The 23,927-nt window shown below is 71.2% G+C and carries 29 protein-coding genes and 1 pseudogene; 2 read left to right on the top strand and 28 right to left on the bottom strand.

Annotated features, from left to right (window positions below; all coding sequences use genetic code 11):
* Positions 1-123: 123 nt before the first annotated feature.
* Positions 124-603 (top strand): annotated as a pseudogene (locus tag LXN00_RS10600) (chromosome partitioning protein ParB); the annotation flags it as partial.
* On the opposite strand, the gene uvsE reads toward LXN00_RS10600, so the two are convergent.
* Genes uvsE through LXN00_RS12655 form a run of 8 tightly spaced genes read right to left on the bottom strand, consistent with a single transcriptional unit; the run spans position 572 to position 5,280 of the window.
* Positions 572-1,486, bottom strand: coding sequence for a UV DNA damage repair endonuclease UvsE (uvsE, locus tag LXN00_RS10595; protein WP_234508066.1), 915 nt, complete (start codon positions 1,484-1,486; stop codon positions 572-574). The pseudogene LXN00_RS10600 and the gene uvsE sit on opposite strands and share 32 nt — an antisense overlap.
* A complete protein-coding gene (locus LXN00_RS10590) occupies positions 1,483-1,989 on the bottom strand; it encodes a YceI family protein (protein WP_234508064.1) in 507 nt (168 codons plus the stop codon). The genes uvsE and LXN00_RS10590 overlap by 4 nt, the downstream gene beginning before the upstream one ends.
* Positions 1,986-2,483 (bottom strand): flavin reductase family protein, encoded by a 498-nt coding sequence (locus LXN00_RS10585; protein ID WP_234508062.1) that lies wholly within the window; start codon positions 2,481-2,483, stop codon positions 1,986-1,988. The genes LXN00_RS10590 and LXN00_RS10585 overlap by 4 nt, the downstream gene beginning before the upstream one ends.
* Positions 2,484-2,485: 2 nt before the next feature.
* The gene (locus LXN00_RS10580) at positions 2,486-3,109 is read right to left on the bottom strand and encodes an SDR family NAD(P)-dependent oxidoreductase (protein ID WP_234508060.1); all 624 of its coding nucleotides are present in this window, start codon (positions 3,107-3,109) and stop codon (positions 2,486-2,488) included.
* A gap of 50 nt (positions 3,110-3,159) precedes the next feature.
* Positions 3,160-4,575 carry a DUF2867 domain-containing protein gene (locus LXN00_RS10575; RefSeq protein WP_234508058.1) on the bottom strand — a complete coding sequence of 472 codons (1,416 nt, stop codon included), beginning with the start codon at positions 4,573-4,575 and terminating at the stop codon, positions 3,160-3,162.
* 23 nt (positions 4,576-4,598) lie between these two features.
* Positions 4,599-4,931: a nucleotidyltransferase domain-containing protein gene (locus LXN00_RS10570; RefSeq protein ID WP_234508056.1), complete on the bottom strand. Its 333-nt coding sequence runs from the start codon at positions 4,929-4,931 to the stop codon at positions 4,599-4,601.
* Positions 4,904-5,143 (bottom strand): hypothetical protein, encoded by a 240-nt coding sequence (locus LXN00_RS10565; RefSeq protein WP_234508054.1) that lies wholly within the window; start codon positions 5,141-5,143, stop codon positions 4,904-4,906. The genes LXN00_RS10570 and LXN00_RS10565 overlap by 28 nt, the downstream gene beginning before the upstream one ends.
* 11 nt (positions 5,144-5,154) lie before the next feature.
* Complete coding sequence (locus tag LXN00_RS12655; RefSeq protein ID WP_267962833.1) at positions 5,155-5,280, bottom strand: hypothetical protein; 126 nt, start codon at positions 5,278-5,280, stop codon at positions 5,155-5,157.
* A gap of 59 nt (positions 5,281-5,339) precedes the next feature.
* Here LXN00_RS12655 and LXN00_RS10560 point away from each other — a divergent pair, with 59 nt between their 5' ends.
* On the top strand, positions 5,340-6,743 hold the full coding sequence (locus LXN00_RS10560) for a phytoene desaturase family protein (protein WP_234508052.1): 1,404 nt from the start codon (positions 5,340-5,342) through the stop codon (positions 6,741-6,743).
* On the opposite strand, the gene LXN00_RS10555 is transcribed toward LXN00_RS10560, so the two are convergent.
* The 20 genes from LXN00_RS10555 to LXN00_RS10460 form a co-directional block, all read right to left on the bottom strand.
* The gene (locus LXN00_RS10555; RefSeq protein ID WP_234508050.1) at positions 6,649-7,926 is read right to left on the bottom strand and encodes an alpha/beta fold hydrolase; all 1,278 of its coding nucleotides are present in this window, start codon (positions 7,924-7,926) and stop codon (positions 6,649-6,651) included. The two genes, LXN00_RS10560 and LXN00_RS10555, sit on opposite strands and share 95 nt — an antisense overlap.
* 420 nt (positions 7,927-8,346) lie before the next feature.
* Positions 8,347-8,697 (bottom strand): endoribonuclease YicC domain-containing protein, encoded by a 351-nt coding sequence (locus LXN00_RS10550; protein ID WP_234508048.1) that lies wholly within the window; start codon positions 8,695-8,697, stop codon positions 8,347-8,349.
* A gap of 28 nt (positions 8,698-8,725) precedes the next feature.
* A complete protein-coding gene (locus tag LXN00_RS10545; protein ID WP_234508047.1) occupies positions 8,726-9,427 on the bottom strand; it encodes a class I SAM-dependent methyltransferase in 702 nt (233 codons plus the stop codon).
* A 44-nt stretch (positions 9,428-9,471) separates the two neighbouring features.
* Entirely contained in the window at positions 9,472-10,134 is a 663-nt protein-coding gene (locus tag LXN00_RS10540; protein WP_234508045.1) for a DUF4397 domain-containing protein, read from the bottom strand.
* A gap of 111 nt (positions 10,135-10,245) precedes the next feature.
* Positions 10,246-12,165, bottom strand: coding sequence for a cobyric acid synthase (locus LXN00_RS10535; protein ID WP_234508043.1), 1,920 nt, complete (start codon positions 12,163-12,165; stop codon positions 10,246-10,248).
* Positions 12,155-12,565: a HEPN domain-containing protein gene (locus LXN00_RS10530; RefSeq protein WP_234508041.1), complete on the bottom strand. Its 411-nt coding sequence runs from the start codon at positions 12,563-12,565 to the stop codon at positions 12,155-12,157. The genes LXN00_RS10535 and LXN00_RS10530 overlap by 11 nt, the downstream gene beginning before the upstream one ends.
* The gene (locus LXN00_RS10525; RefSeq protein WP_234508039.1) at positions 12,534-12,866 is read right to left on the bottom strand and encodes a nucleotidyltransferase domain-containing protein; all 333 of its coding nucleotides are present in this window, start codon (positions 12,864-12,866) and stop codon (positions 12,534-12,536) included. The genes LXN00_RS10530 and LXN00_RS10525 overlap by 32 nt, the downstream gene beginning before the upstream one ends.
* 4 nt (positions 12,867-12,870) lie before the next feature.
* Positions 12,871-13,869 carry a pyridoxal phosphate-dependent aminotransferase gene (locus LXN00_RS10520; protein ID WP_234508037.1) on the bottom strand — a complete coding sequence of 333 codons (999 nt, stop codon included), beginning with the start codon at positions 13,867-13,869 and terminating at the stop codon, positions 12,871-12,873.
* 44 nt (positions 13,870-13,913) lie between these two features.
* Positions 13,914-14,768: an adenosylcobinamide-phosphate synthase CbiB gene (cbiB, locus tag LXN00_RS10515; protein ID WP_234508034.1), complete on the bottom strand. Its 855-nt coding sequence runs from the start codon at positions 14,766-14,768 to the stop codon at positions 13,914-13,916.
* The gene (gene cobA, locus LXN00_RS10510) at positions 14,765-15,454 is read right to left on the bottom strand and encodes a uroporphyrinogen-III C-methyltransferase (protein ID WP_234508032.1); all 690 of its coding nucleotides are present in this window, start codon (positions 15,452-15,454) and stop codon (positions 14,765-14,767) included. Before cobA ends, cbiB begins: the two co-directional genes overlap by 4 nt.
* Positions 15,451-15,816, bottom strand: coding sequence for a DUF3209 family protein (locus tag LXN00_RS10505; protein WP_234508030.1), 366 nt, complete (start codon positions 15,814-15,816; stop codon positions 15,451-15,453). The genes cobA and LXN00_RS10505 overlap by 4 nt, the downstream gene beginning before the upstream one ends.
* Positions 15,817-16,920 carry a CbiX/SirB N-terminal domain-containing protein gene (locus LXN00_RS10500; RefSeq protein ID WP_234508028.1) on the bottom strand — a complete coding sequence of 368 codons (1,104 nt, stop codon included), beginning with the start codon at positions 16,918-16,920 and terminating at the stop codon, positions 15,817-15,819.
* Positions 16,917-17,993, bottom strand: coding sequence for a cobalt-precorrin 5A hydrolase (locus LXN00_RS10495; protein WP_234508026.1), 1,077 nt, complete (start codon positions 17,991-17,993; stop codon positions 16,917-16,919). Before LXN00_RS10495 ends, LXN00_RS10500 begins: the two co-directional genes overlap by 4 nt.
* Positions 17,986-18,849 carry a precorrin-3B C(17)-methyltransferase gene (gene cobJ / locus LXN00_RS10490; RefSeq protein WP_234508024.1) on the bottom strand — a complete coding sequence of 288 codons (864 nt, stop codon included), beginning with the start codon at positions 18,847-18,849 and terminating at the stop codon, positions 17,986-17,988. Before cobJ ends, LXN00_RS10495 begins: the two co-directional genes overlap by 8 nt.
* 2 nt (positions 18,850-18,851) lie before the next feature.
* A complete protein-coding gene (locus LXN00_RS10485) occupies positions 18,852-19,595 on the bottom strand; it encodes a cobalt-precorrin-4/precorrin-4 C(11)-methyltransferase (RefSeq protein WP_234508022.1) in 744 nt (247 codons plus the stop codon).
* Positions 19,592-20,257: a precorrin-2 C(20)-methyltransferase gene (locus LXN00_RS10480; RefSeq protein WP_234508020.1), complete on the bottom strand. Its 666-nt coding sequence runs from the start codon at positions 20,255-20,257 to the stop codon at positions 19,592-19,594. The genes LXN00_RS10485 and LXN00_RS10480 overlap by 4 nt, the downstream gene beginning before the upstream one ends.
* Positions 20,254-21,468, bottom strand: coding sequence for a precorrin-6y C5,15-methyltransferase (decarboxylating) subunit CbiE (gene cbiE / locus LXN00_RS10475; RefSeq protein WP_234508018.1), 1,215 nt, complete (start codon positions 21,466-21,468; stop codon positions 20,254-20,256). Before cbiE ends, LXN00_RS10480 begins: the two co-directional genes overlap by 4 nt.
* Positions 21,469-22,167, bottom strand: coding sequence for a precorrin-8X methylmutase (locus LXN00_RS10470; RefSeq protein ID WP_234508016.1), 699 nt, complete (start codon positions 22,165-22,167; stop codon positions 21,469-21,471).
* Positions 22,160-23,260 carry a cobalt-precorrin-5B (C(1))-methyltransferase gene (locus tag LXN00_RS10465; protein WP_234508014.1) on the bottom strand — a complete coding sequence of 367 codons (1,101 nt, stop codon included), beginning with the start codon at positions 23,258-23,260 and terminating at the stop codon, positions 22,160-22,162. Before LXN00_RS10465 ends, LXN00_RS10470 begins: the two co-directional genes overlap by 8 nt.
* On the bottom strand, positions 23,257-23,916 hold the full coding sequence (locus LXN00_RS10460) for a nickel permease (protein WP_234508011.1): 660 nt from the start codon (positions 23,914-23,916) through the stop codon (positions 23,257-23,259). Before LXN00_RS10460 ends, LXN00_RS10465 begins: the two co-directional genes overlap by 4 nt.
* Positions 23,917-23,927 lie beyond the last annotated feature (11 nt).

Raw genomic sequence — 23,927 nt, 5'->3', positions numbered from 1 at the left:
GTAGGCTCTTGGTCCCGGGGCATGACCGGAAAGAGGATCCCCACTAGGGTGGCAGGGGGCGCTCTGGAGCCTAGGTGCGGTTTTGCCCTGGGCCTGCCGCCAGGCTGGGATGCCTACGGGCACGGGAGGGATCGGGAGGAGGTGGTGCGCCTCCTCCACCGGATGCGGAACGAGAGGGGGGGTAAGGCTACCCATAACGTTATGGGTAGCCCGGAGGCCCGGAGGGTGGAGGAGGTTTTCCGCGTCCTGGGGCGGATGACCTGGGAGTCCTTTGTCCAGAACCGCCTCCCCCTCTTGACGCTTCCCGAAGACCTGAAGGAGGCTCTGGAGCAGGGCGCCATCCCCTACACCGCCGCCTTGGAACTGAAGAAGGTGAAGGACGACGCTCTCCGGAAGGCCCTCTTGGAGGAGGTGAAGGCGAGGCTTTCCTTGCGGGACCTGAAGGCCAGGGTGCGGGAGGCTTTAAGGCGGGAGGAGGCGCCCAAGCCTTGGTACAAGGAGGTGGTGGCGAAGCTTGCCCGGCTTGACCTCGAGGCCCTCCCCAAGAAGCGGCGCCTGGTGGAGGCGCGGCTCAGGGCGCTTTGGGAGGCGTTGGAGGAGTAAGGGGCTCCTCGCCCTGCGCGGCCGGGGCCAAAAGGGCCAAAGCCCCCGGCGGGAGCCCTTGTTCCTTCCCCTTGGCCTCCACCATGAGGTCGGCGGGTCCAGGGAGCGCCCGCAAGAGCCGCTCCCAGTCCGCCTCCAGGACCCGGAAGGCGTGGGCCCCGGGGCGCTTGGCCGGGTCCTGGCTTGCCAGGTGGACCTTGGGCCTACCCCGCCAGGTGGGGAAGGCGAGGCGCAGGGCCTCCTCCAGGGAAAGCCGGCCCGGGTTCAGGGCGTGGTGGAGGGTATCCACCACCACGGGCACGCCCAAGGCCTCCGCCACCTTAAGGACCTCCTCCACGGGCCAAAGCCGCTCGTCGTTCTCCAGGGCCAGGTAGCGGAGGACCTCCCTTTCCGCCTTGAGGTTTTCCACAAAGCGCCGGAGGGCCCGCCTTGGGTCCCCGTAGGCCCCGCCCAGGTGGAGGACCAAAACCCCGTCCTCCGCCCCGAGGAGGGTGAGGGCGCGGGCGGAGTAGCGGAGTTCCGCCAGGGAGCGCTCCACCACCTGGGGGTTTGGGCTTCCCGGGTTCACGTACTGCCCCGGGTGGAAGGAAAGCCGTATCCCCAGGGCCCTGGCCAGGCGCCCGAGGCGGCCAAGCTCCGCCCCGTGGGCTCGCTCCCAGGCGTAGGGGAAGGCGGGGTGGGAGGCGAAGGGGATGAGGTGCTGGCCGATGCGGAAAAGGCGGAAGCCATGGGAGGCGTTCCAGCGGAGGATGCGCTCCAGGTCCGAGAGGTTCTCCGCCACCTTGGCCCGCACCCTTTCCTCCGTGAGGGAGGCGAGGTGCAGGGTGTGGTTGGTGCTCGCCCCGAGGGTCAGGTTCTCGCAGGGGTAGCCCAGGCGGATCACCGCCGGACCTCCGCCTCGAGGAGGACCTCCACCTCGTCCCGCACCTCCAGGAAGAGGAAGCGGGGGCGCTCCAGGTTCCAGTCGGAAAAGCGGGTGACGAAGCGGCCCTGGAAGCGGTAGCCCGGCCCCCTCGGCAAGAGCTCCCCCTCCACCCGCACGGGGCGCCTGAGGCCCGCCAGGGAGAGCTCCCCCTCCACCACGAACCGCCCTTGGGCGAAGTAGGCCCGCTTGAGGTAGAGGCAGGCCTCGGGGTATTCCTTTGCCCGGAGGATCTCCCGGGCCTTCTTGTCCCTTTCGCCGTTTCCCGAGTCCCAGGCCGCCTGCGCCAGGCAGACCTTTCCCGAGGCCTCCTCCCCGTCCCACCAGACCTCCCCCCGGGCCGTGGGGTTCACCCCCTCCCAGCTCCCTAGGGGGTAGTAGCCCCGGTAGCGGGCCACGCCCTCCACGGCGTAGGGGGCTTGGGCGAAGGCCAGAAGGAAGAGGAAAGCGGCCCCCACTCTCATGGGCGGAACCTCCAGGTCTCCCCCAAGGTGGCGAAGTCCCGGAAGCCCAGGAAGAGGATGGGCCGCCTTTTGGCCTCGGGGCTTCCCTCGGCGTGGACCACATCCCCCAGGAAGAGGGCGTGGTCCCCGTCCGTGGGCCACTCCGCCACCTTCAGTTCAAACACGGCGAGCGCCTCCTCGGGCACCAGGGTGCGGGCGAGGGCCCGGGCGGGCCTAAGGGGCACGCGGAGCCTATCCGCCTTGCGCACGCGCCGCCCCGAGAGGTAACCCGCCCGCACCACCCAGGCCCGCGCCTCCCAGGGCAGAAAGCAAAGCGCCCCCTCGCCGAGCTCCCGGAGGAGGCTTAGGGTGTGGTTCTTCCGGTCCACGGCCAGGAGGAAGCGGAAGGGGGCCTTGGACACGGGGGTCCACCAGGCCATGGGCATGAAGTTCTCCCCCACGGCGAGGAGGGCGAGGCGCATGGGATAGAAGTGGGCCTGGTAGCGGGCTTCCACGGCTACACCTCCAGGACCTCGGGCGGAGGCTCAGCGAGGACGGCCTCCAACACCCTCCTCGCCGCCTCCTCGGGGGTGAGGGCCCCTTTGGGCGGGCCCCCGAGGGGGGTCCAAAGCCCCGTGGCCACGGCGGGGAGGCGCACCAGGACGAGATGGACCCCTTCCCGGCGGAGCTCCTTGTGGGCCGCCTCCAGGTAGGCCTCGAGGGCCCCCTTGGCCGCGGCGTAGGCGGCGAAGCCGGGGACCCGCACGTAGGCGGGGTAGGCGCCGAAGAAGACGGCCCGGGCCCCGGGCCGGAAGCGGGCGTGCTTGAGGGCGTGGTGGGCGGTGAGGAGGTGGGCCGAGAGCATCCCCTCCAGGAGGTCCCTTGGGGTTTCCCGCACCGGGGCCCGCCCCGCTGCCCCCACCGCGTGGAGGAGGAGGTCCAGGGGCCCCGCCTCCTCCAGGAGGGCCTGGGCCTCCAGTTCGTCGGCGAGGTCAGCGGGTAGGGGCTTCCCTCCCACCTCCTCCGCCAACCCCCGCAGGGCCTCCGTTCGCCGGCCCGAAAGGAGGAGCTCGTAGCCCCTCAGGGCCCGGGCCAGGGCCCCCCCTAGGCCTCCCGTGGCCCCGAGCACCAGGACGCGCATGCCCTAAGCCTAGGGAAGGAGGAGGAAGCCCTTTGTAGCTTGGACTAAGGCTAGCCCGGCTTCTCCGCCTCTTTGGCGATGGCCCGGGCCAGGTCGCTGAAGATGCGGGCGTGGATGGGGTAGAGCGACCACCAGTAGAGGAAGCCCGTGAGGCCCATGGGGGCGAAATAGGCGGTCTGGACCAGGCGGCAACCTTCCCCTTCCGGGAGGGCCTGCCACTCCAGCCACGCCTTCCCGGGCAGGCGCATCTCCGCCCTGAGGCGGAGGAGGCGGCCCGGCTCCACCGCCTCCACGCGCCAGAAGTCCACCGCCTCCCCGGGGAGGAGGAGGGTGGGGTGGCGCCGGCCCCGCCTTAAGCCCGGGCCCCCCAGGAGCCGGTCCACGAGCCCCCTCAGGGCCCAGGCCCAGCCCCAGACGAGCCAGCCCCGCTCGCCCCCCAGGGAGGCGAAGACCCGGTAGACCCTCTCGGGGGGCGCTTGGACGGGGAGGGTGCGCACCTCGCGGATGACCCCCTCCCGGTCCTCCAGGAAGTAACCCCGCCCCTGGAGGGCCCCGGACCAACGGGTCTCCACCTCGCCCAGGGCGATGCGCTCCAGGGCCAAGGCTACCGCCTGCCGATAGGGGATGGGGTCCACCTCGGGGAAGAGGGCCTTGGCCCGGGCGGTGTCCGCCACCAGGGGGTGGAGGATGCCCTCCACCAGGGGCAGGGCCAGGCGGTTGGGAATGGGGGTGACGAGGCCCACCCAAAGGGCGGCAAGCCTCGGGGCCAGGACGGGCACGGGGAGGATGAGGCGCTTAAGGCCCCGCACCTCCGCGTAGGTTTCCATCATGGCCTTGAAGGTGAGGGGCGGGGCCCCCACCTCCACCACCCCCGAAGGCCCCCGCTCCAGGGCCAGGAGGAGGTAGGCCAGGACGTCCCGGATAGCGATGGGGGAGACGGGGTTGAGGACCCAGCGGGGGGCCACCATTACGGGGAGGCGCTCCGTGAGGTAGCGGACCATCTCGAAACTGGCCGAGCCCGAGCCCACGATGGGCCCGGCCCGGAACTCCGTGGTGGGCACCCCCGCCCGCAGGATCTCCCCCACCCGGGCCCGGCTCGCCAGGTGGGGGGAGGGCCTTCCCGTCCGGGGCAGGAGCCCCCCCAGGTAGATGGCGTGGGGGAGGCCCGCCCTTTGGGCCGCCTGGGCGAAGGCCTTGGCCTGGCGCTCCTCCGCCTCCTGGAAGCGGGTCTCCGAGAGCATGGCGTGCACCAGGTAGTAGGCGGCCTCCACCCCCTCCAGGGCCCGGAGGAGGGCCGCTTCGTCCTCGAGGCTCCCCTCCACCACCTCCACCTGCCCCGCCCAGGGGCGGCCTTCCAAACGGCGGGCATCCCGCACCAGGACCCGCACCCTGTGGCCCCTTTCCAGAAGCCGGGGCACGAGCCTTCCCCCCACGTATCCCGTGGCGCCGGTGACCAGGACCCGCACGCCCCTAGCCTAGCCCTGCTCCCCTACGGGGATGGTGGTGGGAAAGGGTTTTCCAGGAGGACGATCCCTTCCCGCGCCGCCTCCCCCACCACCCCGAGCTCCCCCTTTCGCGCGGCCCACTCCTCGGGGGTGAGGGCCACGTAGTCCACGTGCCGCAGGGGAAGGGTGCGGTGGAGGAGGAGAAGGCGGTCCAGGTAGTCCATCCCCCGGAAGGCGGGGGAGACCACGAGGAGGTCGTAGTCGCTTTCCAAGAGGGCTTCCCCCCGGGCCCGCGAGCCGAAGAGGAGGGCCAGGGCGATGGGGAAGGGGGCCCGGGAGAGGGCCTCCCTCAAGCGTTCAAGCCCGCTTCCGCCCACCGGATCACCTCCCGGGCCGCCTCGAGGCGCGCCAGGCCCTGGGCCTTCCCGTAGAGCCGGGCGGGCAAGGTGCCCGCCACATTGGGGCAGCGGCTTAAGGTGTAGTCGGGGGTGAGGAGGCGGGCGGCCTCGCACACCGTTTCGGGGGCGCCGAGCGCCTCCGCTAAGGCCAGGAGGTCGTGGGAGCGGGGGTGGGTGCGCAGGCGCTCCACCGAAAGGGCCTTCAGGGCCTTTTCCGCGGACTGCTGGGCGAAGAAGGCGGCGTAGTAGCGACCGCCACCTGGAGGGTTTCCGCCGTCAAGAGGTCCTCCCGGGCCTGGGCGAGGAGGTTTTCCGCCTCGGGCCGCACCGCTCCCAGTATAGCCCGGGCAAAGGTCTTTCCCTCCTGGAGCCCCTAGCCTAGGGGGCGTGCGGGCGGTGGTGGTGGGGGCGGGGGTTGGGGGGCTGGTGGCGGCCCGCCTTCTGCGGCGGGCGGGCCTCGAGGTGGTGGTGCTGGAGGCCCACACCTACCCAGGGGGGCTTGCGGGTAGCTTTTACCACCGGGGCTTTCGCTTTGAGGCGGGGGCCACCCTCCTCACGGGCCTCGCCCCTGGCGCCCCCTTGGCCCTGGCCCTGGAGGCGGCGGGGGTGGCACTCCCCTTTGAGCCCCTGCCCGAGGGTTTCCCCCTCCTCCAGGTCCTCCTACCCCGAGGCCCCCTGGTGCGGCCCGTGGGGCGGGAGGCGGAGCGGGAGGCGCAGGTGGACTTTTTCGGAAAGGGGGTCCTCCCCTTTTGGGCCTGGCAACAGGACCGGGCGGAGCGCCTCCTCGCCCTGGCCCCCCGCCTCCCCTGGCCCCCGGAGCCCGAGGAGGCGCCCATCCTCCTCCGCACTCTTCCCGGGCTTTTCCCCCTCCTCCCAGACCTCCTGGTGGGGGCCTCGAGGCGGGCCCCGGAGGACCCGGGCTTCCGCCTTTTCCTCGGGGCGCAGCTCCTCATCAGCGCCCAGACGGAGGACCCCTACGCCCTCTACGCCGCCCTGGCCTTGGACCTGCCCCACCTGGGGGCGGCCCTTCCCCCCTACTTGGGCCGCCTGGCCGAGGCCTTGGCGGAGGGCCTCGAGGTGCGGTACAGGGCCAGGGCCCTGCGGCTCCTCCACCGGGAAGGCAAGGCGTATGGCGTGGAGGTGGCCTACGGGGGAAGGCGCCGGGGGGAGCGGGAGGTGGTGGCGGGGGAGGTTTTCGTCCTGAACGTCCCCCCCGAGCCCCTTCTTGGCCTCCCGGAGCGGGTTCCCCGGGATGCGTGGGGCGCTTTCGTGGTCTACGGCGTCCTGCCCTTCCGGGTGCCGCCCCCCTACTACCGGCAAAACGCAAGGGAAAGGCCCTTCGCCTTCCTCTCCTTGCGGCCCGAGGGGGAAAGCACGGTGTTTGGCCTCTCCCTCCACACGCCCCTGGCCCTTTGGGAGGGGCTGGACCGGGAGGGGTACCGGCGGGCCAAAGCCCTTTGGCAGGAAAGGGCCCTCGCCCTCGGGGAGGCCCTTCTCCCCGGGCTTCGGGAGGCGGTCTTCCTCTTCGCCGCCACGCCCCAGACCTACCGGCGCTACGCCGGCCGGGCCTGGGTGGGGGGCATCCCCCAGACCCACCCCTTCCGCTTCCCCCGGGTGCGCCTCCTCAAGAACGCCTTCCGGGTGGGGGAGGGGGTCTTCCCCGGGCAGGGCATCCCCGCCGCCGCCCTTTCAGGCCTCAGGGCGGCCCGGCTGGCCCTGGCCTACCTGGGCCTAGGAGGGGTTCCAGGTACGCCCGGAGCGCCCGGGCTGTCCTCCCCTCCCGCTCCGTGAGGAGGTCCAGGTGGGTGAGGCCGGGGAGGACCTGGGCCTGGAGGAGGGTTTCGGGGAAGAGCTCGGGAAGGCGGAAGCCCTCCGGCCGGTCCACGAGGCCCCGGCCCGCCCCCAGGGCCAGGACGGGGTAGGGGAGGGGCCTGGGCCTCAGGTCGGGCCGCACGTGGGGGTAGCCCGCCACCTCCAGGAGGAGGCGGTAGGGGAAGTACCACTCGGAAAACCCCGTCTCCGCCCGGGCGAAGGCGCGGAGGAAGGCCCTCGGGTCCGTGGCCTCCCCCGTATCCCGCCAGCGGATGGGCCCGGCCCTTGCCCCCCGTACCGTGAGGACCAAGCGGCCCTGGAGGAGGCCCAAGAGGCTAAGCCCCTCCCGGGCCCAGGCCCGGCCCACGCTCACGCTAAAGGTGGGGAAAGGGCTATAGTGGTCGTCCACCCGGAGGAGGGCCTTGGCCTCCCGGGTGGCCCGGTAGGGCCCGAAGGGCACGAGCTCCTCGGGGCGCCTCCCCGCCAGGAAGGCCTCCGCCTCCGCCAGGGCCAGGTCCCTCGGGGAGAGGCCCGGGGCCTGGAACACGGGGCTCGCCCGCCCCGAGCGGAGGTCCTCCAGGCCCGGCAGGCGGCCAAAAGGGGTGTCCTGGCCCTTCAGGAAGGCCTCCCGGGAGAGGGAGACGAGCCCCAGGGTGCCGTCCAGGAGGACGAGGCCCGCAAGCTCCTCCCCGTGGGCCCAGGCGTAGAGGACGGCAAGGCTCGCCCCCAGGGAGTGGCCGGCCAGGACCACGGGGGCCCGCTTCCTGGCCTCCGCCACCGCCCGGTCCAGGTCCTTCAGGTGGACCTCCAGGCCGAAGTCCCGCAAGGGGGAGAGGTCGGGCTCGGGGAGGGCTTGGTAGTAGGCCAAAGGGTCTTCCCCCAGGAAGCCCCTCCGGTCCTCGAGGCCATTGGCCCGCCGCTCCCAGGCCCACACCTCCAGCCACGGCATCTCCCGCTGCAGGCGCTCCGCCAGGAGGGCGAAGTTGGTGCTCCCCCCGAGGAGGCCCGGTACGAGGAGGAGCACCGCCCGGGGGTTCTCCGCGCGGTAGACCAGGGCGTAGCTCCGGTCCAGGCTGGGGCGGCCCGTGGGGGCCCCGGGGAGGTGGAGGTAGGCGCCGGCAAGCGCCCATCCCAGGAGGAGGCCTAGGGCAAGGAGGCGCATGCCTCCATGGTGGTCCGAGGGGCTTCCAGGCTTTGGGCCCGGGGTTACCCTTCTATCCACAAGGCCCTGGCCCCGTCCACCCTTCAGGGCTCGGGCGCTTGGGTGGATGCGCTAGCCCTTCGGCGCTGGAAGCGGTGGGACGGGAAGGCAACGACCTTGCCTGCGGGGCTTCCGGTGGAAGGGGGATGGGATCGTGGAGGTGGTTAAGACCCTTCCGCCGGGGGCCCCTAACCCTTGGGTTCAGGTCCCTTGGGAGGCCACGGAGCCCACGGGCTAGGGGGGAGGCTTGGCACCGCCAAGGGTGGCCCCGCCTCGAGGGCCACCCTCCTGCGGGAAGCCGAGGCCAGGTGGCAGAGCTTTTGCTTGCAAGGGATTGCCTGGCTTTGCACCCCGGCGGACTCGGGGGTTAGGAAGGAGGCGCTAGCGTGCGAGGAAGGCGAGGAGGGTAAGGGCGGCGGCCAGGGCGGTGAAGTAAAGCATGAGGCGGTTGAGGGCGGTGTTGATCTCCGCCTTCACTTCCTGGCGCAGGGAGTCTACCTTGCCGTCCAGCCGGGCGATTTCTTCCTTTACCTCTTGGCGCAAGGCGTCTATCTTGGCGTCCAGCCGGGCGATTTCCTCCTTCACCTCCTGGCGCAGGCTGGCGACTTCCGCCTTGATCTCCTGCCTCAGGAGGTCCATGCGGTGTTCCAGGGAGGAGACCCGGTCGGGGAGGGTGGCCATGACTCCCTCCACGATGCCCTCCAGCTTGTAGAGGCGTTCCTCCGTGGTCATCCCTTGGGGACCAGGATACCACGGGGGCCTAGGCCTCGGCCAGCACCAGGCCGAGCCGCCCGAAGCGGAGGAGTTCCGCCCGGAAGCCCGCTTCCCGGAGGAGGCAAAGGAGTTCCTCCCCGCTTGGCCGGAAAAGCCCCAAGGAGGCCCCGGGCCCCAGGAGGAGCATCCCGAAGAGCCTGCCGCCCTTCCGGAGAATGCGCCTAGCCTCTAGGGCTGCCCTCCTAGGGTTCTGGAACTCATTCCAGGTGGGCCCTATGGCCACCCCAGCAAACGCCCCATCGCGAAAGGGGAGGGCTTCCCCGTGGGCCAGGAGGTAAGGCCCGGGCCGGCGCCGGGCGGCCACCCTGAGGAAGGCGGGGGAGGGGTCTATCCCCACCGCCTTTACCCCCAAGACCTCCCGGTAGACTCCCGTCCCCGTGCCCACGTCCAGGAAGGGCCCACCCATGGGGAGGAGCCAAGCCTTTAGGTGGGCGAGCTCCTCGGCGAAGGAAAGGGTTCCTCCCGAGAGGAGGGCGGTGGACCGCACGCGCCAGGCCTCGTAGGACCAAGCGGTGAGGGGGAAGCGGTTGACCAAGGCCAGCAACGGGCGTTCCGCCCCCATCCGCAGGTCGGGAAAGGGCCCCCGAAAGGGGTAGCGCGCCCCGCACCTGGAGCAGCGGAGGTCCTCCAGACCCGTCCCGCACCGCGGGCAAGCGAGGAGGGGGGAGAGCCAGGTGGGAAGGGGCATGGGAAAGGCCCCCAGGGAGGGCCTGGGGGCCCTAACCTCCGGTTCTAGCGGTTGCCACCCAGGGCGGCGGCGTCCACCACGGGCACCACGGTGAGGGTGCCCGCCTGAACGCTTCCCACGGCGAAGACGGTGTAGGTCTTGCCGCTTTCCAGAACTACCCCAGGGAGCTCCAGGGCCACGGTGGTGGTCCCGGCCACCCGGACCTCGAGGTCATACCGCCCCGCCGGCACCACCAGGTACTGCCCCGCCCGGGGGAAGGGGAGGTTTTGGAAGAGCACCGGCCCACCCTTCACCGCCACGTCCACGGCGGGGGCGTCGGGGGAAGCGTGCACCACCCGGATGCGGGCGTAGCCCGCCCGGGGGAAGAGGCCCGCCAGGGCGTCCGTGTAGACCTGGGGCCGGATCTGCGCCAGAAAGCCCGTGGCGGCCACGGTGTAGTAGACCCCGTCCCTCAGGTCCAGCTCGGCGTCAATGACCACGGGGCCCTCCTGTCCCGCGGGCACCACCTGGACCTGTACCCGGGCGGCGGGTAGGGGGATATAGGGGGTAACCTCCTTGAAGGCGAGGTTCTGGATGGCCCGCTGCCCGTTCACCAGCACGTCCACGGCGGGGGCGTCGGGGGAGAGGTGGGCCACCCGTACCATGGCCCCCTGGGCCCAGGTGAGCCCGGCCAATGCCATCAAAACCCAGGCAAGAACCTTGCGCATACGCACCTCCTCGCCCTCTCTAGGGCCCCATTAGGGTAACGGGGTGCCGCTTGTCTAACCTTTGTCCAAACTACCTTCCGCCCGGGGGTGGCCGGGCACGTGTAGCCCGGGCTACGGGTTCGCCCCCTTAAGGCGAAGGGTCTGCCCCGCCACCAGGAGGTACACCTCCTCCGCCGCCTCCGCCAGGCGGGCGTTCACCTCCCCCAGGAGGTCCCGGTAGCGGCGGGCCAGGGGGTTGGCGGGGACGATGCCGAGGCCCACCTCGTTGGAAACGGCGATGACCCGCTTGCCGCTTTCCCGCACCGCCCTAAGGAAGCGCTCCGCCTCGGCCAGGGGGTCTAGGCCCCTTTCCAGGAGGTTGGCCACCCAAAGGGTGAGGCAGTCCACCACCACCACGGGGTGGCGGGCCTGTCCCAAGGCCCCCACCAGGTCTAAGGGCGCTTCCAAGGTTTCCCAGGTGGGGGGGCGCTCGGCCCGATGCCGCTGGATGCGGGCCGCCATCTCCTCGTCCCGGGCCTCCGCCGTGGCGATGAGGGTGGCGTGGGGCCCGGCGAGGCGCTGGGCCTGGCGGCTCTTGCCGCTCCTCGCCCCCCCCAGGAGGAGGACGAGGCCGGGCTTAGGGGGAGGGTCGGGGCTTTGGGGCGCCCCTTGCCCAAGCCTCCCCGTAAGCCCCAAGCCCCGGTGGAGGCGGGCGAGGTCCAGGTGGGCCTCGAGGGCGTCCGCCAAGGCGTCCAGGGCCTCGTCCAGGGCCCGGGCTTCCCGGCCGAAAAGGGCCCGTAGCACCCCGGGGTTTTCCAGGAGGCCGTGGAGCCAGGTGGCGAGGAGGCTTCCCTCCTGGTGGAAGAGGGGAAGCCCCTCCCCGTGGTGGATCTCGTACCCCTCCGCCTCGAGGCCGTTGAGCCTCCCCCAGTAGCCCGAGAACCCCCCAAGGCGCACCCGCCGCCCCTCCACCCGCTTCTCCCTGCGCATGCGCACCCGGTAGGGGAGGAGGCCGAGGCCCGGGAAGACCCCCTTCTCCTCCACCCCCTCCTCGTCCAGGATGGCCTCCGCGAGCATCTCCGCCCCGCCGCAGACGGCAAGAACGGGCTTTCCCGCCTCCAGGTGGCGCTTGAGGAGGGGGAGGAAGCCCCTTAGCCAGGGGAGGTCCCGGGCGGGAAGCCGGCTTCCCGGCAGGATCAGGAGCTCCGCCCCTTCCGCCTCCTCGGGGGTCCTGGCGTGGACCAAGCGGGCGAGCTCGGATAGGGGCCAGAACTCGTCCAGGTTGGCGGCGTGGGGGTAGCGGAGGATGGCCACCTTAGGGCCCTCCCCCGCCCGGGGGCGGTGGCGGAAGCCATCCTCCTCGGGAAGCTCCAGGGGGAGCATGGGCAGGGTGCCCAGGACGGGCACCCCCGTCCAACCCTCCAGGAGGCCGTAGGCGGGCTCCAGGAGGGAGAGGTCCCCCCGGAACTTGTTGAAGGCGAAGCCAAGGAGGCGTTCCCGGTGCTCCCCCAAAAGGGCCCAGGTGCCGTAGAGCGCCCCCAAGGCCCCCCCTTGGTCCACGTCCGCCACCAGGAGGGCCTTGGCCCCCGCCCAGGCCGCCACCTGGAGGTTGGGGAGGTCGGGCCAGAGGTTGCGCTCCACGGGGCTTCCCGCCCCTTCCAGGACCAAAAGCTCGTACTCCGCCATGAGCCCCTCCAGGGCCTCCCGGACGGGGGCTTCCAGGTGGGGCTTGCGCTCCTTCCAGGGTAAGGAGGAGAGGAAGGGGTCCACCCTTCCCAGGACCACCACCTGGGCCCCCCGCTCCCCGAAGGGCTTCACCAGGACGGGGTTCATGCGCACCTCGGGGGTCACCCCCGCCGCCCGGGCCTGGAGCCACTGGGCCGTGGCCATCTCCCCCCCCGCCACCACCCGGGCGTGGTTGGCCATGTTCTGGGCCTTGAAGGGGGCGGCCTTGAGGCCGAGCCTCCGGAAGTGGCGGAGGAGCCCCGCCACGAAGAGGCTTTTCCCCACCCCGCTTCCCGTGCCCCAGACCACTAGGGCCTTAGCGCCCAAGCCGCACCTCCACCGCCTCGAGGATAGCCTTGGCGTCCTCTAGGGCCTTTTGGGCCTCCTCCTCCGTGTACGCTTCCCTTGGGGTGAGCCCGGGCAGGGCGTCTGGGTAGCGGGTGGGGATGTAGAGCTTGTCCAAGGCGAGGGCTTTGGGGAGGAGGTGCCGGAAGGCGGGGGCCTCCTCCTCGGGGAGGTGGCGGAGGAGGTGGGCGAGGCTATGGCCCCAAGGGTCCAGGCCCAGGAAAAGCCAAAGCGCTTTTAGGGCCTTCTCTCCCGCCTGCTGGGCCAAGAAGGCCGCTTGGGCGAACTTGCGGGCATGGAGGAGGGCCTCCCCCGCCTCCCAATCGTCCTGGGCCTGGTGTAGCCACCGCCTAGCCTCTGCCCGCCGCTTTTCCACGCTCATAGAGGGGCACCGCCTCCTTGAGGATCCCCGCCAGGAAGGGGAGGTCCTTCCGTTCCTCCAGTTCCCTGGGCGTCAGGACGATGGCCTCCACGGGTAGGGGCGCATCCTGGAGGGACTCCAGGACCCGGCCGATACGCTCCAGGGGAGGCAGGTCCGTCTCCGCCACCACCAGGAGGTCCAGGTCGGAGCGGGCGTCCGCCGTGCCCCGGGCATGGGAGCCGAAGAGGTAGAGGGCTTCCAGGGGAAAGGCCTCCTTAAGCCTTTCCACCGCCTCCTCCAGATAGGCCCGAAGCGCCTCCACCCCTTCAGTCTACCCGCTCCGTGGCGAGGACCGCTTCTAGGGCCTCGAGGAGGGCCGTTATGGCCTCCTCCTTCTGCGCGGAGAGCCGGAGCCACTCGGGAAGGCCGAAGCTGGTGGCGTCCCGCACCCGGATGCCCCGCGCCCGGAGGGCTAGGGCCACCTCCCTGGCGCGCCCCACCCGCACCAGGAGGAAGTTGGCGGGGCTTTCCCGGACCTCGAGGCCAAGCCCCCGAAGCCCCTCGGCCAGGAGGCGGCGGAGGCGGAAAAGCTCCTCCTTGGCCCCTTCCAACCAGGCCTGCGCCTCCGGGTCCAGGTGGCCCAGGAGGAGGGCCTCCCCGTAGACGGACACGGGCCAGGAAGGGGCCAGGTGTTGGAAACGGGTGAGGTCCAGGGGGGCCACCAGGTACCCCGCCCGCACCCCCGTGAGGCCGTGGGCCTTGTTGGGGCTATAAAGCCGGAAGGCCCTCTGGGGGAGGGGAGGAGGGGTTTGCAGGAGGGGGTAGTAGGCCAGGTCCAGGACCAAGGCCCCCCCGGCCCGCGCCGCCGCCTCCTCCAGGAAGGGGTAGACCTCCCCCGTGGGGTTGTTGGGCACGCAGAGGAAGGCCAGGGAGCTTCTGGGGAGGAGGTCCAAAAACTCCTCGGGGCTTCCCGCCTCCCAGAGGGGAAGCTCCAGAGCCCTCGCCGCCCGGGCGTACTCGCTAAAGGTGGGCGGGAGGAGGAGGATGGGCCCCCGGAGGTAGTTCCAGCGGGCCAGGCGGTGGATGAGCTCGCTCGTCCCCGTGCCCACCGCCACCTGCTCCGGGGCCACCCCGTGGGCCTCCGCCAGGGCCGTGCGGAGCTTCCGGTAGAGGGGGTCAGGGTAGCGGCCCGGATCCGCCCGCTTTAGGTAGCCGAGGATCACCGGGTTGGGCCCCAGGGCGTTGGCGTTGGTGGAGAAGTCGTAAAGGGGTTCGGGGCCCCCGTCCGGCCCCCCGTGGATGGGCCTTAGCACATCGTCCAGCATGCCCTCCATGATAGGTAGCCCCCTTTCCCAAACCTTGGTCTAGCCTACCGGCCCAGGAGGTGGAGGGCCAACCCCAGGGCCACCCCCAGCCCGTAGCCCCAAAGCCCCACCCGGCGAAGGCCCAAGGAGAGGTGGCGGGGGGTGGGGGAGGGGGCCTCGGGGTTCAGGGCGTACACCCCCCGCTTCCTGAGCCGCACCCCTAGCCCCAGGGCCAGGGCCGCCATGGGGAAGCCGGCGTTGGGGGAAGGGGTCTTGCGGGCCTCCCGCCAAAGCCGCCCCCAACGCCCTGGAGGGCAAAGGAGGAGGCCCGTGAGCCGCGCGGGGAGGAGGTTTAGGAGGTCGTCCGCCCGGGCGGCGAAGGCGCCCTTTGCCCCGTGCTCGGGGTAGCCCCACATGGCGTCGGCGGTGTTGGCGTAGCGGTAGAGGGCGGCTCCCCCGAGGCCCAGGAGGGCGTAGTAGAGGAGGGGGGCGATCAGGCTATCCGAGAGGTTTTCCGCCAGGGTTTCCAGGGCCGCCTCCCGCACCTCCTCTTCGGAAAGGTCTTCTGTCCTGCGGCTCACCAGCCCGGCTAGCCGCTTCCGGGCGGCCTCGAGGTCCTTCCCAAGGGCCCTTTCCACCCCCGCCACCTCGGCGAGGAGCATCCGCAGGCTGAAAAGGGGCTTGAGGAGGAGGCCCAGGAGGACCCACCCCAGGGCCAGGGGGCGGAGGAGGAGGTCCAGGAGGAAGGCGGGGAGGGCGAAGAGGAGGGCCCCCAGGGTCCAGTAGAAGGCCCCCGACCAAAACCCCCGCACCCGCCCCCAGGCCCACGCCAGGTACCGCCCCATCCCGACCACGGGGTGGAAGCGGGCAGGGGGCTCCCCCAGGAGGGCGTCCAGGAGGAGGGCGAGGAGGAGGCTCACCGCAACTCCCCGTAAAGCCCCACCACCTCCCCCACCACCAGGAGGGCCGGGGAGGGGAGGCCCGTCCCCAGGCCTGGCAGGTCCTTGACCCGGCCCAGGCGCACCTCCTCCCCCGGCCAGCCCACCCGGGCCAGGAGGGCCAGGGGGGTTTCGGGGGAGAAGCGCTCCAAAAGCCTCGCCTTCAGGCCTTCCAGGGCGTGGAGGGGCATGAGGAGGACCAGGGTGTCCGCCTGGGGCAGGGGCGCAGAGGGGTCGTGTCCCGTGGCCACAGCGAAGCTTTGGGCGAGGCCGCGGAAGGTGAGGGGAAGCCCCAGACAGCTCAGGGCCCCCACGGCGCTGGTGACCCCGGGGACCACCTCAAAGGGGACACCCGCCCGCTTGAGGGCCATCGCCTCCTCCCCGCCCCGGCCAAAGACCATGGGGTCCCCCCCCTTGAGCCGGGCCACCACCTTCCCCTCCCGGGCCAGGGCGATGAGCCTTTGGGTGATGGCCTCCTGGGGGGTCTTTTCCCCGTACCCCTCCTTGCCCACAAAGACCCTTTCCCCCTTGGCCAGGGCCAGAACCCCGGGGTGGACCAGGCGGTCGTGGAGGACCACTTCCGCTTCCTCCAGGACCCTCAGGGCCTTCAGGGTGAGGTGCTCGGGCCCCCCAAACCCCGCCCCCACCAGGTAAACCTTGCCCCTCATCCCCGTTTTCTTGGGAAGAGGCGATGGAGGCGGTGGTGGAGGGCGTCCAGGTCCTGGTAGAGGGCCTCCGCCTCCCGCCTCAGGGCTTCAAGGCGGCCTAAAGCGGCCTCCGCCGTGAGGAGGAGGCCCCGCCAGTAGGGCTCCTCGGCCTCTTGGGCGGCCCGCTCCTCCAGGCGGAGAAGGGCTTCCCTTAGGGCCGCCTCCATGGCGGGAAGGGTCTTGGCCTCGGCAAGGTGCCGGATCTCGGGCCGCCCCTCCAGGACGGGGGCAAGCTCCTCCCGTTCGTGGATGAGGTCGTGGGCCTCCTTCTCCAAAAGCTCTCCTAGGGCAATCCTAAGGGCCGAAAGCTCGTGGCATGCCATCTAGATCACCTCCAAAACCTTGGGGGCAAAAAGCTCTCCCGCTTCCAGGTGCGTCCTCCTCAGGAGGGGCACGTCCCTTGGTTCTAGCCCCCCATATACCACCCCTTCCGGATAGGCCACCAAGATGGGCCCTTTGCCGCACCGCCCGAGGCAGGGGGTGGGGGTAAGCTGGACCAAGGAGGCGAGGTCCCGTAACCCCTCCTCCAGGGCGCGGAGGACGGCCAGGGCACCGCCTTCCCGGCAGGCCTCCCCCGTGCAGAGAAGGAGGTGGGTGAAGGGTCCGTGGGGGTGGCGCCCTGGGGCGAAGAGGGCGTGGCGCAGGGCGCGAAGCCCGGCAATCTGCGCCTCCCGCCTGGGGGCGAAGCGGCCTATAGGGAAGCGGAAGCGGCAGGTGTCGCAAGGGGCGTGCCCCCCGTCCAGGGCTTCCCGGTACCGGTCCTCCAGGGCCTGGAGGAGGGCGGGGTGGCCCATGAGGGGGGGGAGGACCTCCAGGGAAAGCCCCTGGATCCGGCCGAGGAGCCTCCCCTCCACAACCCCGCGGAAGAAGAGGTGGGGAAGGAGGAAAACCCTCCGCGGTCGGAGCCCAGCGAGGCGCAGAATGGCCTCCTTGGGGGTGGGGCGTGCCTTGGCGGCGTAGGCGGGGACCACGGGAAGCCCCGCGCGTTCTTCCAGGAGCCGGGCCAGGGCGGCGCCCTCCGCGTTGGCCCCGGGGTCCGTGCCCCCCCGGAGGACCAGGACGGCCCCATCCCCCGCCCCGGCTCCTCGTCGCCGGAGGCGCTCCGCCCAGAGCTCCACCAGGGCGGGGTGGGTTCCCAGGGGGCGGGCGAGGAGGAAGCGGGCCTCTGGGTGGCGGGCCTGGGCCGCTTCCAGGGCCAAGGGGAGGTCGGCCTTGAGGTGGCCGGCCCCCAGGAGGAGGAGGGGCAGGACCACCCCGCCCCCCTTTTCTGCCAGGGCCAGGGTGGCCTCGAGGAGGGTGGGCCGGTCGTGCTCAATGAAGCCCAGGTGGACCTCCGTCCGGAGCCGCCGGGCGAGGCCCTTGGCGAGCCCGCGGGCCAGGGCCTGGGCCCGGGGGTCGGGGGAGCCGTGGGCGGCGAGGAGGATCACGGCAGGGCCTCCTCGGGAATGGATAGGGTAAGGACTCCCAGGGCCAGGGTGAGGTTGCCCCGCTTGGTCTTCTCCACCAGCAGCCTCGCCCCTTCCGCCAGCACAGCCGCTTCCGCCACCCCGTAAAGCCCCGTGTGCCGGAAGACCACCTCGGAGGGGTTGGGGATGGGTTGGGCGTTGAGCACCTCGGGGGGGTGGAAGCGTAGGGGAAGCCCCATTTCCTCGGCGAAGGCCAGAAGCCCAGCCTCGTCCCGCTTGAGGGTGGCGGTGGCTATCCGGGCCAGGGCCTCTTGGGCGAACCCCCCTTCCTCCAGGAAGCGGAAAACCTCCCCCCGGATCTCCTCCAACGGGGTCCCCCGGTTGCACCCGAGGCCCAGGACCAGGGCGGGCGGGTGGGCGAAGAGGGCGGGGACGGGGAGGGGGAAGGGCTTCTTCACCGTGAAGAGGACCATCCCCTCCACCCCCTCGGGGTGGGGGCTTGGGAGGAGGCGCAGGGAGGGGTAGCGGGCCAGGGGGCTCAGGTCCACGCAGTCCGCATAGAACCCCACGGGCCTCCCGTCCACCAGGAGGGCGGACACGTCCTTGAGGGGCTTCCAGTCGGGCACCTTGGCGGAGAGGGCCTTGGCCAGGAGGTCGGGGGCGGGGAGGGCCAGGCTATCCGTGCCCGTGGTGAGGACCGCCTCTCCCCCTAGGGCTTCCGCCAGGTAGCGGGCGAGGGGGTTGGCCCCGCCCAGGTGGCCGGCGAGGAGGGGGACGAAATACCGCCCCTTCAGGTCCACCACCAGGACCGCCGGGTCCACCCGCTTGTCCAGGATGCGGGGGGCGATGGCCCTTAGGACGATCCCCGCCGCCATGACGAAGACGTGTCCGTCATGAAGGGGCCAGGTTCGTTCCAGGAGGTCGCGGATGGGTTCGTCAAAGAACCGGGCCTCCAGAAGCCCCCGGTACTTTCCCGCCACGTAAAGCGTGCTCCCGGGCAGCGCCCGGTGGATCGCCTCCGCCACCTTGAGGCCGGGCAGGGTGAGGGTGTAGACCGCCACCCTTTCGGGCCGCAGGGGGCCTAGCTCAGGCATCCCGCCTCCTCAGGGAAAGGCCCGGGGTCTCCCCAGGGAGGGGCTCGCCCGTTTCCAGGTCGTACTTTAGGCCGTAGCCCCTTGGGGTGAGGAGGGTCCCCTCAAAGAAGCGGCTATGGTGGTTGCCGACCACCACGGTGGTGAGCATGCCCGCCTCGGCGGAGAGGAGGCCCTCGAGGGTGGTGAGGGTCACCTCCTGTCGTTTGCGGTAGGCGCTCTTCACCAGGGCGGCGGGGGTTTCCCTTGGGCGGTAGGTGAGAAGGATCTCGGCACTCCGCCGAAGTTGCCAGTCCCGCCGTTTGCTTTGGGGGTTGTAGAGGACCACCACGAAGTCCCCCATGCCCGCCGCATGGAGCCTTCCCTCTATCACGGGCCAGGGCGTCAGGAGGTCGGAGAGGCTGATGAGGCAGGTGTCGTGGCTTAAGGGGCTTCCCAGGAGGCTCGCCACGGCGTTGGCCGCCGTCACCCCGGGGACGACCTCGAGGGCCACCTCCTTTTCCCCCAAGGCGAACCGCCCGGGGAGCCCCACGCCCCCGTCTACCCGGCGGAAGCCCCGCTCCTCCATGAGCTCCAGCACGGGGGCTGCCATGCCGTAAATCCCAGGGTCGCCCCCCGAAACCAGGGCCACCCTTTGCCCGGCCAAGGCCCGCTCCAACGCCTCCTCCGCGCGGTCCAACTCCTCCGTCATCCCCTTGCGCACCACCTCCTTGCCGGCAAGGAGCCCCATCTCCTCCAGGAGCTTGATGTAGGTGCTGTAGCCGATGACCACCTCCGCCTTCCCCAGGGCCTCCTTGGCCCTCAGGGTGAGGCCGGGGAGGTCGCCTGGGCCCATGCCCACCAGGTAGAGCTCTCCCATCTTCACCTCCTGTACCGGTGCCGGAAGTTCGGGTCGTAAAGCCGGCTTCGTACCCCCTTCGCCCGCAACGCTTCCCCCACCAGGAAGACGGTGGTGTCCCGGGCGGGGAGTTGGGCCAAGCCCGAAAGGTCGGTGAGCCCCACCTCTTCGCCCGCCTGACCCACCCTGTGCCCGAAGAGGACCGGGGTGTCCGGGGCTAGGCCCGCCTCCTGGAGTTCCCGGGCGAGCCTTTTGGGGTGCATGCCGGAGAGGTAGACCGCCAGGGTAAGGCCGGGTCGGGCGAGGCTTTTGGGGTCCTGCCCCGGGGGCATGGGGGTGCGCACCCCAAGCCGGGTGAAGGCCACCGCCTGGGCCACCTCGGGGGCGGTGAGGGCGAGGCCCGCCCGGGCCGCCAGGGCGAAGGCGGCGGTGACGCCGGGCACCACCTCCACCTCCACGCCCAGGGCCTCGAGGGCCTCCTTCTCCTCCAGGAGGGTGCCGTAAAGCCCCGGGTCCCCCGAGTGGAGCCGCACTACCCCTGAGCCCTGGGCTGCCTCCTGGGCCAGGAGGGTTGCGATCTCCTCCAGGACCATCCCTTTGGAGTCCCGTAGGACGGCCTTGGGCGCAAGCGCTTGGAGCGTCGCCTCGGGGAAGAGGCTCCCCGTGAAGAGGACGAAGCGGGCCTCCTTGAGGAGGCGCGCCCCCTTGACCGTGAGGAGCTCAGGGTCCCCCGGCCCCCCGCCTACCACGTGCACCACAGGCCTCATACCTCCTCCCGCCATAGCCCCACCAGGGTCCAGTAGTCCCTTTCCATTCCCAAGGCCTCCTCCAGGGGCAGAACCCGTTCCCCGTCCATCCCAAGCCGCAGGAAGGCGAAGCCCTTCCTGTCCGGGAAGGCTTCCTTTAGTCCCGGTAGGTCCTTGGCCTTGTAGACGAAGACGCTCTGGAAGCGGTCTAGCCCCTTGGGTTCCACTCCCTTGAGCCCCGTGACCGCGGCGAAGCCTCCTTCCCCCAAGGCGATGGGCCGCAGGATGCGGGAGGCCGCCAGTTGGTGGGCGCTGATGCCGGGGACGGCCTCCACCGCTATGCCCTCCAGGTGGGGGAGGAGGTTGAGGGGGGAGGCGTAGAGGAGGCTATCTCCTAGGACCAGGTACCCGCCCTCCCCGTGGCGGGCGAGGGCCTCCCGGATGATCTCCGCCGCTTGCCTGCGCGCCCGCTGGCGGGCCTCGGGGTCGTGGCCCGTGAAGAGGGGCAGGGGGACGAGGGGCTTGCCGGGGGGGATGTGGGGCCGGGCCGCCCTGAGGGCCAAGGGCTCCCGCCCCTCCTCCTCCGGGTAGAAGAGGACGGGAAGCCTCTGGATGAGACGGAGGGCCTTGAGGGTCACGAGCTCGGGGTCCCCAGGGCCCACGCCGAGAAGGTAGAGCCTCATGCCCCCTCCTTTGTGGCGGCGAGGAGGACCGTGGGGTTTTGCGCCTCCAGGCGGCGGTAGGGCCCGAGGGGCACCACCCGGCTCGCCTGCACCTGCACCCCCTCCACCTGCAGGCCCGCTTCCCGGAAGAAGGCGTAGGCTTCCAGGAGGTTTTCCAGGGTGATGGCCGCCACCACGAGCCTGCCTCCGGGCCTTAAGGCCCGCAGGCTTTCCGCCAGTATTTCCCGCATCTCTCCCCCGCTTCCCCCCACGAAGACGGCGTGGGGGGCGGGGAGGCCCTTCAGGGCCCCGGGGGCCTCCCCCCGCACCAGGACGAGGTTGTGGGCTCCGAAGCGGCGGGCGTTCTCCTCAATGTGGGGCCAGGACTCGGGGTTTCGCTCCACGGCGTAGACCTGCCCCCAGGGGGCGAGGCGCGCCGCCTCAATCCCCACGCTCCCCGTGCCCGCCCCGACGTCCCAGAGGATGCCGTCCGGGGGTAAGGCGAGGAGGCCCAGGGCCAGGAGGCGCACCTCCCGCTTGGTGATGAGGCCCCGCTTGGGAACCCGTTGCTCAAAGGCCTCGTCGGGGAGGAAGCCCAGGCGGGGAGGGAGGGGGCCTTGGGCCTCGAGGACGAGCACGTTGGGGTCCAGGAAGCTCTCCCGGGCCACGGCCTCCAGGTCCGGGAAGCTCCGCACCCGCTCGTCTTCCTCCCCGAGCCTTTCCGCCACGTGGGCCCGAAAGGGCCCCGCCCCCATGGCGAGGAGGGCTTCCGCCACCCGGGCGGGGGTGTTCTCGGGGTCGGTGTAGATCACGGAGAGGGGGGAGAGGGCCACTTCCAGGAGCACACCCCCGAGGGGCCTCCCGTGGAGGGAGAAGAAGCGGGCCTCGTCCCAAGGGCGCTTGAGCCGGGCGAAGGCCTCCTGGAAGGCGGTGGGGGCGGGGTGGACCTCCGCCTCGGGGAAGCGCTCCAACACCCTCTTCCCGATGCCGTGGAAGAGGGGGTCCCCGGAGGCCAGGAAGGCCACCCTCTTCCCCGCCTGGACCCGCTCCGCCGCCCGGTCCAAAAGGGCCTCCAGGGGTCCTTTCACCGCCAGTTTTTCCCCCGGGTGCTCGGGGAACTGGGCCAGGTGCCTAGCCCCTCCCACGAGCACCTCCGCCTCTGCCACCCGCCGCAGGGCGAGGAGGCTAAGCCCCTCCCGCCCCCGCGCCCCCATGCCGATGAGGTAGACCATCTAGCCCTCCCGGTGGGCCCTGGAGGTGTCCACGCCTCCGTCCGCCGCCAGGCGCAGGAGGGCGTGGAGGGCGGCCACCACCAGGGTGGACCCTCCCTTCCGCCCCTCGGTGACGATCCAGGGGACGGGGGCCTCCGTGAGGGCCCGCTTGGCCTCGAGGACGTTCACGAACCCCACGGGCATCCCCAGAACCAGGGCGGGCCGCGCCCCTCGCCTTATCGCCTCCACCAGGGCCAGGAGGAAGGTGGGGGCGTTCCCCACCCCCACGATGCTCCCCTCCAGAAGCCCCTTTTCCTCCGCGTAGGCCACGGCGGCCTCCGCCCGGGTGCCCCCCGTGGCCTGGGCCCTCCCTATCACCTCGGGGTGGGAAAGGAGTTCCACCACCTCGTTCCCAAAAAGCCGGAGGCGCTCAGGGTTGAGGCCGCAGGCGATCATGCGGGCGTCCACCAAGATCCTCGCTCCCTCCTGGAGGGCTTTAAGACCGGCCTCCACCGCCCCCGGGCTAAAGCGGGTGATTTCCTTGTACTCAAAGTCGGCGGTGGCGTGGATCATGCGGCGCACGATGGGCCATTCCAGGGGGGAGAAGCGGTGGGGGCCCGCCTCGAGGTCCACCAGGCGGAAGCTTTCCTCCTCTATGGCCCTGCCCTTGGCTGTCATCTGGTGGGTGGGGTTTTTCCGCTGCTGGATCAGGTCATCCACGGTACACCTCCCGGTCTGGCCAGGCGGCGAGGCACCGGCCCTCGTCAAAGTCCGTGAGGGCCACGCTCACGAAGGGCCTGGGGCCGATATAGGCCTGGAGCTTCTCCTGAGCTAGCCGCACCAGATCTAAGAAGAAGCGGTCAAGCCCTTCCTCTAGGGCGAGCTCAAAGAAACGCCGGGCGGTGGCGGCCCCTTCCGCCTCCTTGAGCGCCCTGGGGCTCGCCCCCGCCTCCTTGAGGAGGCCGAGGAGCATGGGTAGGTTCACCTCGCCTCCCGCCGCGTGGGTCATGGTCTTGCCGTCGGCCATCTTGGAGATCTTTCCGATCATCCCCACGATGCGCACCACCTCAATCCCCACCTTCCGCGCCGCCCGGAGCACATCCCCCACGAAGTCTCCCATCTCAATGAAGGCCATCTCGGGCAGGTGGGGAAGGAGCCTCTGGGCGAAGCGCTCGCTTTTGCCCCCGGTGGTGGCGGCGATTTCCAGGAGGCCGTTGGCCCGGGCTACGCCCACCGCCTGGACCACGCTCATGCGAAAGGCGCTGGTGGAGTAGGGCTTCACCACCCCCGTGGTGCCCAGGACCGATAGCCCCCCGAGGATGCCAAGGCGTGGGTTTAGGGTCTTTCGCGCCAGCTCCTCCCCCCCCGGAATGGCGATGGTGATGGCGAGGGGCCTTTCCGTCACCTCCCGCACCGCCTCCCAGATCATCTGCCGGGGCACGGGGTTGATGGCCGCCTCCCCCACGGGCACCCCGAGCCCGGGCCGGGTCACCACCCCTACCCCTTCGCCCCCTTCCAACCGGTCCTCGCTGGCGAACCGCACGTAGGCCTGGATCTCTGCCCCGTGGGTCACGTCGGGGTCGTCCCCGGCGTCCTTGATCATCCCCACCAGGACCCCGTCCCCTTTTGGCTCCAGGCGGAAGACCCGGAAGGGTTGCCGCCAGCCGGCGGGAAGCCAGATGTCCACCACCTCGGGGGCCTGCCCCAGGAGGGCTAAGGTGGCCGCCTTGGCGGCGGCCGCGGCGTTCGCCCCCGTGGTGAAGCCGATGCGGCTTCCCTTCTTGTCCCGGGGTGGGGGGTAGGGGTGGCTCATGCGGGGCGCAGGGCGTACAGCCGGAGGGAGACGAGGAACCCGAAGAGGCCTAGGCCCAGGGGGAGGGCGAGGGCCTCGAGGTCCACCGCCAAAAGCTCCGCCAAGGCCAGGAGGAGGGCCATACCCACCACCACCCAGCCAAGCCCACGGCTCGCCCTGCGGGCCCTCTCCGAGTCCTGGGCTAGGTGCTGGAGGCGGCTTGCCAGGAGGCCGTCCACCCCGTCCACCAGGAGCATCCCCAGGGTGAAGAAGAAACCCAGGCGCAGGGGGGAGAGCTCCGCGGAGAGGGCCAGGGCGGAGAGCTGGCTTGCCGTTTCAAACCCCAAGCCGAAGAGGAGGCCCAGGAGAAGGGGGTGGAGGAAAGGGAGGCGGTTTGGGGCCCTCTCCTCGGGCCTGAGGAGCCGGTAGAGGTTGAGGCCGGCCACCAGGAGGAGGAGGAGGGTGGGGAGGTGGAGGGCCTCGAGGTCCACCCTTTCCAGGAGGGCGGCGGCGGGGAAGGCCAAGAGGGTCACGATGGCGCCGTGCCCCAAGGCAAAGAGGACGCCGTTATAGGGGGAAGGGCGCACCCGGGAGAGCCCGTCCACCGCCGCCAGGTGGTCGGGATCCACCCCGTGGCGCATGCCCAGGGCCACGGCCAGGAGCTCCAGCCCCGTCATGGGGCACCCCT

Source organism: Thermus brockianus (assembly GCF_021462505.1).
Classification (GTDB): Bacteria; Deinococcota; Deinococci; order Deinococcales; family Thermaceae; genus Thermus; species Thermus hydrothermalis.
The sequence above is the reverse complement of the archived record's forward strand: the minus strand, read 5'-3'. Positions and strand labels throughout refer to the sequence as shown.